Genomic DNA, 10,061 nt, shown 5'->3' with positions numbered 1-10,061 from the left:
CGCCCCGCCCCCGCCCCAGCCCCCCGGCCCCGCCCCCCTCACCCCGTCAGGAACGACACGTCCAGCTCTGCCATCCGCTTCGGGTCCGCCAGGATGTTCAGCTCCGTGATCCGGCCGTCCTCGCCCAGCGTGAAGGACAGCAGCGAGAACGCACGGCCGTCCTTCGCCGCCACGATGCCCGGCATGCCATTGATGAGGACCGGACGGTTGAGGGCCGCGAACTTGCGGAAGGTGTAGGCCTGTTCGGCCACCACCCGCGCACCCCGCACCAGCTTCGTCGCCGGCAGTGACCCCGCATCCGCCCGCAGCAGAACGTCCGGGTCGAGGAGCGCGAGGAGGGCCTCGAAGTCGCCCCCTCGCGCGGCCGAGATGAACGCGTCCACCACCTCGCGCTGGCGGGCGCGGTCAACGGACGGCGACGGCGCCCGGCCCTGCACCCGCCGCCGCGCCCGGCTCGCCAGCTGACGCGTCGCCGCCGGCGTCTTGTCCACGATCGGCGCGATGTCCTCGAACGGCACCGCGAACATGTCGTGCAGGACGAAGGAGAGACGTTCCGCGGGGCTCAGGGTCTCCAGGACCACCATCAGCGCCAGGCCCACCGAGTCCGCGAGCAGCACCTCCTGCTCCGGGTCCACCACGTCCACCGGGCCCACGATCGGATCCGGCACGTGGACGTACTCGTACTCCTCCACGTCCAGCGCCGCCTCCCGCCGCGTGCTCCGCGACCGCAGCATGTTCAGGCAGATCCGGCCGACGATCGTGGTCAGCCAGCCGCCCAGGTTGTCGACCGCGCCGCTGTCCGCGCGGCTGGCCCGCAGCCAGCCCTCCTGGACGGCGTCCTCGGCCTCGCTGAGCGAACCGAGCATCCGGTACGCCACCGCACGCAGGTGCCCGCGGTGCTCCTCGAAGCGCTGCGCGAGGTATTCGTCGTCGTCCGTCTCTGGCATGTCTCGTCATTCCTCCGTCGCGTGGTGGCACTGCTCTGACAAGGGGGAGGGGGCCGATGTGACAGCTGGGTGGAGATCGTTGCTCATACCCGTAGGGGACGGGGTCGGACCAGAGGACTACGTGGGGGGTGAGGAGGTTCAGCCCCGGGAGCGATGTGCCTGGGTTGTCCGGAATCCATCATGGAGATATGAGTACAGCGACCTTCACCCCAGCCCCCTCGGCCCGCCCCAACGTCCCCAAGGGCGCCACCGCCTCGGGTGCCGCCCCTCACCGTACCCACATGATCGGCAACGCGGTCCGTGCCGCCAAGGTCCTCGCCGGTGCCGCGTTCAGCGTGGTCGTCATGGGGGAGTACGCGGAGGAGGCAGGCGTCCACCGCCGGAACTGAGCCCCGACGGCCCCGACGGGTGCGGCTTCCGTGCGCTGATCACCCGCCCCAGTAGGGTCACTTCGGGTGACCGATCGTTCACTGCGTGCCGTTGGCTCGGTTCTTCTCGCCGCTTCGCTTGCCGCACTTGCAGCGCTCGGCCTCGCGCTGCGGATTCCCATGGCGGACGACCTGGTCTACCGGGCGGAGGGTGCGGCCGTCGCGAGCGCCACCTCCTTGTACGGGTTCACCGTCACCGCGTGGCAGCTGCCCGCCACCTACCCCCCGTTCGCGACCCTGCTCTTCGTGCCGGCCGCGCATGTGCCGCTCCCTGTACTCAAGTCGGCCTTCTGCGGCGGCATCGCCGTGCTGCTCGCACTCCTGGTGCTCCTGTCGCTTCGCGGGCGTCAAGCCCCGCCCTCGCTACGTACTCGCCGCCACCGCCGCCGCGCTCTGGCTGGAGCCCGTCTTCCAGGCCCTGCTCTTCGGGCAGGTCAACCTCGCGCTCGCCTGCCTCGTACTCTGGGATTTCCAGTCCCTGCAGGGGATGCTCGCGCGGCGGCCGCAGCCCTCGCCCTCGTCTTCACCGCCCGCAGCCTCCGGCTCGTACCGCACGCAGGCGATCTGGACCTTCAACTACCGCTCTGACAGCAGCCGTTGGCCTCCTCTTACGCGCTGGTGAGGCTGGCCGTGGTGGCCCTGCAAGCCAGAGGTGTCGTGGCCAACTCTCAGTTGTCCGCCAGGAGTTCGTCCGCGTCCATGATCCGGTAGGCGTAGCCCTGTTCGGCCAGGAAGCGCTGGCGGTGGGCCGCGAAGTCCTGGTCGATGGTGTCCCGGGCGACCACCGAGTAGAAGTGGGCCTGGTGCCCGTCCGCCTTCGGGCGCAGGACCCGGCCCAGGCGCTGGGCCTCCTCCTGCCGGGAGCCGAACGTGCCCGACACCTGGATGGCGACGGTCGCCTCGGGAAGGTCGATCGAGAAGTTGGCGACCTTGGACACGACGAGAACGGAGATCTCCCCTTCCCTGAACGCGCCGAACAGCTTCTCGCGCTGGGCGTTGGTGGTCTCGCCCTTGATCACGGGCGCGTTCAAGTGCTCGCCCAGCTCGTCGAGTTGGTCGATGTACTGGCCGATGACGAGGATCTGCTGGCCCGCGAACTTCCGTACCAGCGCCTCCGTGACCTTCCGCTTCGTCGCGGTCGTCGCGCAGAAGCGGTACTTCTCCTCGGTCTCGGCGGTCGCGTACGCGAGGCGCTCGGCGTCCGTCAGATTGACCCGGACCTCGACGCAGTCGGCGGGCGCGATGTAGCCCTGCGCCTCGATCTCCTTCCACGGCGCGTCGAAGCGCTTGGGCCCGATGAGCGAGAAGACGTCCGACTCGCGCCCGTCCTCACGGACCAGCGTCGCGGTCAGACCGAGCCGCCTGCGCGCCTGCAGATCGGCGGTGAACTTGAAGACCGGCGCGGGCAGCAGGTGCACCTCGTCGTAGACGATCAGGCCCCAGTCCCGCGAGTCGAACAGCTCCAGGTGCGCGTACACGCCCTTACGGCGGGTGGTGAGGACCTGGTACGTCGCGATCGTGACCGGGCGGATCTCCTTCTTCGTGCCGCTGTACTCGCCGATCTCGTCCTCGGTCAGACTCGTCCGCTTCACCAGCTCGTGCTTCCACTGGCGGGCCGAGACCGTGTTGGTGACCAGGATCAGCGTGGTCGCCTTCGCCTCGGCCATCGCCCCGGCCCCGACCAGCGTCTTTCCGGCGCCGCAGGGCAGCACGACCACGCCGCTGCCGCCGTGCCAGAAGCCCTCGACGGCCTGCTTCTGGTACGGACGCAGCGCCCAGCCGTCCTCGGCGAGCTCGATGGGGTGCGCCTCGCCGTCGACGTACCCGGCGAGGTCCTCGGCCGGCCAGCCCAGCTTCAGCAGGGTCTGCTTGATCTGGCCGCGCTCGGAGGGGTGCACGGCGACCGTGTCCGCGTCGATGCGGGCGCCGACCAGCGGGGTGACCTTCTTGGAGCGCAGGATCTCTTCGAGTACGGGCCGGTCGGTCGAGGTCAGGACGAGGCCGTGGGTGGGGTGCTTGCTCAGGGTGAGCCGGCCGTAGCGGGCCATCGTCTCGGCGATGTCGACGAGCAGGGCGTGCGGAACGGGGTAGCGCGAGTACTCGACCAGCGCGTCCACGACCTGCTCCGCGTCGTGCCCGGCCGCCCGCGCGTTCCACAGGCCCAGCGGCGTCACCCGGTAGGTGTGGATGTGCTCGGGGGCCCGCTCCAGCTCCGCGAAGGGCGCGATGGCGCGACGGCAGGCGTCGGCCTGCTCGTGGTCGACCTCCAGGAGCAGGGTCTTGTCGCTCTGGACGATGAGTGGTCCGGTCACCTGGGGCATGTCCCTTCCGACGGATGGCCCGCCGGGCAGGGCGGGCAAACTTCCAGTCTGCCGTATCTGCGGCTTCGGTGGGTCGCGCATGGGGTGCGCGGGTGCGGGCACCCGGTGTCGGCGGTGAGTACGGGGGCTCGCGGATGAGTACCGGATGAGTATGCGGACGGTGCCCGTGGGGCGGGGGTGGGCGGTGGGATGGGGGCATGACGACGCAGTGGAACCCTTACGCGTACCCGGGGCAGGCGGCTCCCGGGTGGCTCCCGCTCAAGACGGACGGGCCGGACGCCCGGTGGTGGGTGGCGCCTTCAGTCTGCACACTGGCTCTGGTGCTGTCCGCGTGGATCGACCTCTCGGCGCTGTCGGGGTTCGGGGCGAGGCCCGGCTGGGCGACCGTCGCGGTCTACGCGGTGCCGGGCGCGCTGATCGCCACGAGCTGGCTGCTTCCGCACCGGCGGACCCTGCGGCCGGCGCGGATCGGGCTCGGGGCGGGCGGTGTGGCGCTGGCCTTCGTCCTCACGAAGATCTTCGCCATGGCCATCATGATCGTGTTCCTCTGCGTGGCCCTGATGTTCGGTTGGAACCTGCACGACTAGGCGGGCCGAACCCCAGGTCAGGGCAGGGAACGAGGCCTATGGCCCAACACGGGGTGGCCCGAGGATAGGCGGCTGATCCCGGCAGGTCTAAGGTCTGGAATCCAGGACCAGAACGATGGGGGGCGCCAGGCCGTGGATCAGGACGATGCTGTCATCGGCTGCCCCGGAGTGCTGTTCGTCGCCACCCGTGGAACCGCCGGACCCGGCGAGGTCGTGGTGAGCGTACGAGGCGGCACGGAGGCCTTCCTCGCCTGGTCGGAGGAACCCCTGCCGAAGGGGGCGACCGTGCTCGTGATCGGATCCCGTGGCACCCGCCAGGTGGACGTCATCGAGTGGGCCGATCCGCTGGAAGCGTTGGGCGGCTCTCCCGCCGACGCCGGCTAGACGTTTCGTTTCTAAGGAGACAAGGATGTTCGGTTACCGGGTGCCCGCCCCCGACGAGGCGATGCTGATCTCGGGTGGCAGGCGCGGTCTCGGGGGCGCCCCGTTCCGCGTAGTGACCGGCCACGGCAAGTTCGTCCTGCCGATCTTCCGCAAGACCCGCTTCCTCACGCTGTCGATGTGCGAGGCCGAGGTCACCGAGACCTGTGTGACCAAGCAGGGCATCGCGCTGCACGTGCGTGCCGTGATCGCGTTCAAGGTGGGCAACGACACCGAGTCCATCGTGAACGCGGGCCAGCGCTTCCTGTCCGACCAGGACCAGATGTCGGTCCTGACCGGCCGGATCTTCGCCGGTCACCTGCGGTCCATCATCGGCTCGATGACCGTGGAGGAGATCGTCACCGAGCGGCAGAAGCTCGCGGCCGAGGTGCTGGAGACCTCGAAGACCGAGATGGCGAAGATCGGCCTGATCGTCGACTCGCTGCAGATCCAGTCCATCGACGACGGCGACGTCGGCTACATCGACGCGATGTCCGCGCCGCACAAGGCCGCCATCCAGCGGGCCGCCCAGATCGCCCAGGCGCAGGCCACCCAGGCCTCGGTCGAGGCCGAGCAGGTCGCGGCGCGCAACCAGGCGGAGTACGCGCGGCAGACCGCGGTCGTGAAGGCCGAGTACTCGGCGGAGGTCGACCGCGCGCAGGCGCAGGCCGCCCAGGCCGGTCCGCTCGCCCAGGCCCACGCCCAGCAGGAGGTGCTCCTCGCGCAGACCGAACTGGCCCAGCGCGCCGCCGAGCTCCGCCAGCAGCAGCTCGTCGCCGAGATCGTCAAGCCGGCCCAGGCCGAGGCCGAGCGCATCAAGGTGCTCGCGATCGCCGAGGCCGAGCGCATGAAGATCCAGGCGGAGGCCGCGGCGTCGTACGACCGCGTCGCGCTCGACCGGATGCTGATCGACCAGCTGCCGCAGATCGTGAAGGAGGCGGCGGGGGGTCTCGCGGGGGCGAACGTCAACGTGCTGAACGGGGCGGACGGGCTCGGCGAGATCGCGGCCGGTCTGGTGGGCCAGGGTCTGACGATCCTGGACTCCGTCCGGCAGAACCTGAGCGGTTCGGGCGAGCCGCGCCCGGACTCCCGGAGCGGGGCCCAGCTGTCCCTGCCGGGTCTGCTGTCCGGCAACGCCGGCTTGGAGGGCAAGGGGGACGGGCCGGTCGACATCGACTAGCCGCCACCGCGGGGGTGTTGGGTGCGGTGCGGGCTCCCTCGGGCTGCGTGCCCCGAACCCCTGACGGCCGTCAGTCTGCGGGCCGGTGGGGGCTGGTCGCGCAGTTCCCCGTGCCCCTGGCAGGGTCGGTGCTGGCCCGCGCCAGGGCATTTCAGCCCGTCATGGGGTCCCCCCTGGCCCTTGAGGCCTTGGGGGAGTTTGAGGACGAGCGCCCTTTAGGCGCGAACGGGGTCTGGGGCGGAGCCCCAGAAGCTCTTTCACCCCGGGCGGGTTTCGGGAAGGGGCGGGGTGGGGCCTTCCGGGGTCTGGGGCGGAGCCCCAGGGCAGAGGTCTCACGCCGGGTCGTCGGCGAGTTCTGCTACGCCTGTGATGCGGTGCAGCGGATACGTGCGGACCTCATCCGCTGTGTGGTCGTACGCGGTCACGAACCCGCCCTCCACCCGCACGGGTGCGATGACCCGCTGGCTCGCCGTCCCCTCCGCGTTCACGTACCCGATCCACAGCGCCGACCCCGTCATCGCCGCGGCCTGCACCGTCGCCAGGGTCTCCGCGGACGACGTGCGCGGCAGGGAGCCGTCCGTGCGCGCGGCCTCCGGCTCCTTGCGTACGACCGTCGCCGCCGTGTCGCCGGCCCGGATCGCCCGTACCGCCGCGTCGAGCAGTGTCTCGTCGGGCAGCGGCGGGCCGTCCGGGACCGGCACGGGCGCCGCGCGGCGCGGGGTGCGGCGGGAGTCGGCGCGGGTGATGAGGACGTCGCCCTCGGCGGACTCCGCGGCCGGCGCGTACCCCATGGAGCGCAGCCCGTCGAGCAGCGCGGCCGGCTCGGCCGTGGTGGCCAGGACGGTCGGAGCGAGGCGGCGGAGCCGAAGGGGCTGGCTGCGCTTGTCGGCGAGGATCTCGCCCAGCATCGCCTCGTCGTCGCAGCGTACGTACGCCGAAGCGGCGCCCACCCGAAGGTGGCCGTGTCTGCGGGCCACGTCGTCGATGAGGTAGCTGAGCGGCTGCGGGACCGGCGTACGGCTGTGCTCGGTCAGGAAGGCTTGCAGGTCGGAGGCGGTCTGGCCGGCGTCGAGGGCGCGCCGCACCGAGCCCGCGGTGAAGCGGTAGACGGTGGCGCCGCCCTTGGACTCGATGTCGGCGAGCACCCCGAGCATCGCGGCGAGCGGACGCCTGAGCGGGCCGGGTGCGACCGCCGTCAGGTCCGCCTGGAGCAGGACGTGGTCGACGGGCTCGGGCAGGTGCGGGGCCAGCGCCTTCGCGGCGAGCGCACCGAGCGCGCCGCGTTCGACGGCGCCGGACGCCGGGGTCAGCAGCGTACGGCCGTGGGTGGTCAGCGCGCCCCGGCCGGTCACGCCCAGCAGCTCGGCCTCGGACAGGGTCCACCCGGCGAGCCGCGAGCGCAGGTCGTCGGGGCCGCTGCGGGCCGGGCGCTCCCAGCGGAGGCGGGCGAGCAGCGACTCGGGGTCCGGCGAGGTGGCGTCGGGCAGGGTGGCGAGCAGGGCCAGGACGCGGTGGCGGACCTCGGGCGCGGGGGAGCGGTCGAGGTCGGGGCCGAGCGCCGAGAGGGTGCGGCCCTTGGCGTCCTGCTCGCCGACGAGCCCGGCGGTACGGGTCGCGGTCAGCCAGGCCACCGCGAGCCGGGCCCACCGCTCGGCGGGCGGCAGCTCCAGCCAGTCGTCGTACTCGGGGGTCGGCGCATAGCGCTCGTCCGCCTCGCCGTCGGACGCCAACAGGCCTGCCGCGTAAGCGAGTTCGAGCCAGAACGCGGCGGTCGGCTCGGTGGTGTCGAGGGTGGTCGCGGCGCGCTTGAGGTCGCGTACGGACAGGCCGCCCGCGCGCAGCACGGCCGGGCCGCCCTCGTTCCACTCGGCGAGCAGGTCCTCGACGGTGGTCAGCGCCATGAACGCCTGACCGGCGGCGGTCGCGTCCACAACCTGTGGACGGAATTCGCGCAGCGGCGCCACGGCGGGCGGCACCGGCTCGGTGGTGCGGTGCGCGCGCCCGGCGCGCAGATGCAGGGCGACCTCGCGCGGCAGCACCAGGGTGCGCGCGGAGGCCGGAAGGAGCAGGCCGTGGTCGCGCAGCCAGCGCACCGGCGGCGGCGGATCGGCGGACACCTCGCCGTACGGCGGGCCCCACACCAGGCGGTCGAGGACGGTGAGCGCGTCGGAGGGCGCGGAGTCGAGCAGCTCCGTCATCCTCGCGCGGTCGGTGAACAGCGAGGTCAGCGCGGCCACCGCGGACACCGGGTCGTGCGTGGCCGGGAGCCCGGCGGCCCGGAGGATCTCCTGGACGCGGCCGGGCGACATCCCTGCGGTCGCCTCGGCGACGGTCGGGCCGAGGCCGGTCGCGGAGGGGTGCGTGGGGGAGGGGGCGAGCAGTTCGCGGGCGGTGCGCACCAGGCGCAGCCGGTCGTCGCCGCCCCAGACCAGGGCCTGCTCGCGCAGCGCCGCGAGCGCGCCGGGCAGCGCGGCCTCGACCGCCGGATCGCCGTCGTCCCCGGCGAGCAGGCTGCGTACGGCGTCGTACGGGGCCGGGTCCGGAGCCACCGCGAGGACCTGGGCGGTCTGCAGGGCGAAGCTGTCCAGCCGCTCAAGGGCCCGGACGACCGATGCCCGGGTGCCGGCGCGGGTGGCCAGCTGGGTGAGGTCGCCCGGTACGGGGCTGAGCAGGTCGGGGCGGGTGCGCAGGAGCGCGGCGAGGGACTCGTCGGGGCGGGAGCGCAGGGCCTCGGCGAGGGTGCGGGGTGCCGAGGCGGCGGTGCCGGGTGCCGTGGCAGCCCTGTTCGTCGCGCCGGTCGTTCCTTCGGGCACGTGCGCCTCCTGATTGCGCTCGCCGGTCCCCATCCGCCCCACGGTAGCCCGTGCGCGCTACCGTCAGGACCCAGAGCCGGTGTCCGAAACGCGACCGGACCGGCGGACGCGGCTCTTCAAGGTGGATGGGGGTCCCCCCTGCTCCTTCAGAGCTTGGGGGAGGGCGGGGTCCGCGGAGGGGAAACGCGCGTGGGGATCGAGAGCGACCAGCTGGTCTACGACTACCTGAGCCGGGTCGGCGACCTGGCCCAGCAGCGGCAACTGCCCTCCGGGGACCGGATGCGCCTGGTGTCGTCGCTGCGCAACGAGATCGACAAGCAGCGGGCGAAGTTCGGGAGCGAGACCCCGGCGACGGTACGGCGTGTTCTCGGGCGGTTCGGGACACCGGAGGAGGTCGTGGCGCGGGCTGCCGCCGGCTCGGGGGCGGATCTCGGCTCCGGGGAGGGACCGGGCTCCGGCTCCGGCGGGTCGTACGTTGCGGAGCCGACGCCGGATGTGGCCGTGCCGGTTCAGCGGGACCGGTTGTTCCCCGGGCGGGGCAAACGCGTCCCGCGTCCGCGCTCGCTCGAACCGGACGCGGCGCCGCCCACGCTGCCGGCGCCGCCGCATCTGGCGGGCCTGGACGAGCTGGGCACGCAGGGCGTCGAGCCCGACTGGTGGCGGGTCGAGCCGGGCCCGCCGGTGGGCGGCGCGGGCGACTTCGTGCCCGGATTCGTGGGCGGGGTGGAGATCCCGGAGATCCTGAAGCCGCCGGGGGAGGGCGAGGAGGAGCCCGTCGAGTCGGCCGAGGCGGCGGACGGGGCCGAGGACGTCGAGGCCGACGACGTGGTGGTGGACGCTCCGGTGCGGCGGCGCCGCCTGGGCCTGCGCCGCTCAGCCGCCGAGGCACGCCCCGGCCTGACGAACCCCCTCCTGCTCATCGCGGCGGCGCTCCTCGTGGCGGGCGCGCTGTTCGGCCTGTGGCTGGCGCTGGGGGCGGGCTGGCTCCTCGCGTACGCGTCCCGCAGGCTGAGCCGGGCGGAGTCGAAGTGGGCGGTCCTGGGCATGCCGGGCCTGACCCTGCTCGGCGGCCTGATCTGGCTCTGGGGCCGCCAGGACGGCCGCTGGGGCGCGCCGATCGCCCAGGGCGAGATGGGGGCGGCTTTGACGGACATGTGGCCGTGGCTGATCAGGGTGGCGGCGCTGTCGTCGGCAGTGTTCTTGGCGTGGCGGTCCCAGCGGGGCGCACGCTGAGGGGTGCGCCTGGTGGGGGTGCGCCGGGGCTCCGCCCCCGGCCCCGGTTGACCCCTCCCCGCCCCTTCCCGCTGTGACACTTTGCGGCTCCGCCGCGTGGCCTCCGGGGGGCGGGCGGGGTGCGTTCGGCGG

Annotated in this window: 8 protein-coding genes and 1 pseudogene; 6 read left to right on the top strand and 3 right to left on the bottom strand. The window is 72.9% G+C overall.

The genetic code is table 11. From position 1 onward, the window contains the following. Positions 1 to 38 precede the first annotated feature (38 nt). Positions 39 to 947, bottom strand: a complete 909-nt coding sequence (locus tag ADK54_RS07805) for a sigma-70 family RNA polymerase sigma factor (RefSeq protein ID WP_053724802.1) — start codon at positions 945 to 947, stop codon at positions 39 to 41. A gap of 188 nt (positions 948 to 1,135) precedes the next feature. On the opposite strand from ADK54_RS07805, the gene ADK54_RS07800 reads away from it, so the two are divergent. Both ADK54_RS07800 and ADK54_RS48520 read left to right on the top strand, forming a co-directional pair. Further along, complete coding sequence (locus ADK54_RS07800; RefSeq protein WP_053724801.1) at positions 1,136 to 1,336, top strand: hypothetical protein; 201 nt, start codon at positions 1,136 to 1,138, stop codon at positions 1,334 to 1,336. Between the two features lie 159 nt (positions 1,337 to 1,495). Next, positions 1,496 to 1,997, top strand: a pseudogene (locus ADK54_RS48520) (glycosyltransferase 87 family protein). Positions 1,998 to 2,043: 46 nt separating this feature from the next. Here ADK54_RS48520 and ADK54_RS07790 read toward each other — a convergent pair. Beyond that, the gene (locus ADK54_RS07790) at positions 2,044 to 3,687 is read right to left on the bottom strand and encodes a DNA repair helicase XPB (protein ID WP_053724804.1); all 1,644 of its coding nucleotides are present in this window, start codon (positions 3,685 to 3,687) and stop codon (positions 2,044 to 2,046) included. A 206-nt stretch (positions 3,688 to 3,893) separates the two neighbouring features. Between ADK54_RS07790 and ADK54_RS07785 the strand changes: the two genes are divergently transcribed. The 3 genes from ADK54_RS07785 (at position 3,894) to ADK54_RS07775 (ending at position 5,883) form a co-directional block, all read left to right on the top strand. Beyond that, positions 3,894 to 4,283: a hypothetical protein gene (locus ADK54_RS07785; protein ID WP_053724799.1), complete on the top strand. Its 390-nt coding sequence runs from the start codon at positions 3,894 to 3,896 to the stop codon at positions 4,281 to 4,283. Between the two features lie 132 nt (positions 4,284 to 4,415). Next, positions 4,416 to 4,667: a hypothetical protein gene (locus ADK54_RS07780; RefSeq protein ID WP_053724798.1), complete on the top strand. Its 252-nt coding sequence runs from the start codon at positions 4,416 to 4,418 to the stop codon at positions 4,665 to 4,667. Positions 4,668 to 4,692: 25 nt separating this feature from the next. Continuing rightward, positions 4,693 to 5,883 carry an SPFH domain-containing protein gene (locus ADK54_RS07775; protein WP_053724797.1) on the top strand — a complete coding sequence of 397 codons (1,191 nt, stop codon included), beginning with the start codon at positions 4,693 to 4,695 and terminating at the stop codon, positions 5,881 to 5,883. Positions 5,884 to 6,215: 332 nt separating this feature from the next. Here ADK54_RS07775 and ADK54_RS07770 read toward each other — a convergent pair whose 3' ends face one another. Beyond that, positions 6,216 to 8,729, bottom strand: coding sequence for a helicase C-terminal domain-containing protein (locus ADK54_RS07770; protein WP_078966195.1), 2,514 nt, complete (start codon positions 8,727 to 8,729; stop codon positions 6,216 to 6,218). Positions 8,730 to 8,885: 156 nt separating this feature from the next. Between ADK54_RS07770 and ADK54_RS07765 the strand changes: the two genes are divergently transcribed. Further along, a complete protein-coding gene (locus ADK54_RS07765) occupies positions 8,886 to 9,929 on the top strand; it encodes a hypothetical protein (RefSeq protein ID WP_053724796.1) in 1,044 nt (347 codons plus the stop codon). Positions 9,930 to 10,061 lie beyond the last annotated feature (132 nt).

The organism is Streptomyces sp. WM6378 (assembly GCF_001279695.1).
In the GTDB taxonomy this organism is placed as follows: domain Bacteria; phylum Actinomycetota; class Actinomycetes; order Streptomycetales; family Streptomycetaceae; genus Streptomyces.
The sequence above is the reverse complement of the archived record's forward strand: the minus strand, read 5'-3'. Positions and strand labels throughout refer to the sequence as shown.

What these genes read in the sequence shown, in the direction of transcription:
- ADK54_RS07800 (WP_053724801.1), top strand. Translation starts at nt 1,136, where the DNA reads ATGAGTACAGCGACCTTCACCCCAGCCCCCTCGGCCCGCCCCAACGTC.
- ADK54_RS07785 (WP_053724799.1), top strand. Translation starts at nt 3,894, where the DNA reads ATGACGACGCAGTGGAACCCTTACGCGTACCCGGGGCAGGCGGCTCCC.
- ADK54_RS07770 (WP_078966195.1), bottom strand. Translation starts at nt 8,729, where the DNA reads ATGGGGACCGGCGAGCGCAATCAGGAGGCGCACGTGCCCGAAGGAACG.
- ADK54_RS07775 (WP_053724797.1), top strand. Translation starts at nt 4,693, where the DNA reads ATGTTCGGTTACCGGGTGCCCGCCCCCGACGAGGCGATGCTGATCTCG.
- ADK54_RS07805 (WP_053724802.1), bottom strand. Translation starts at nt 947, where the DNA reads ATGCCAGAGACGGACGACGACGAATACCTCGCGCAGCGCTTCGAGGAG.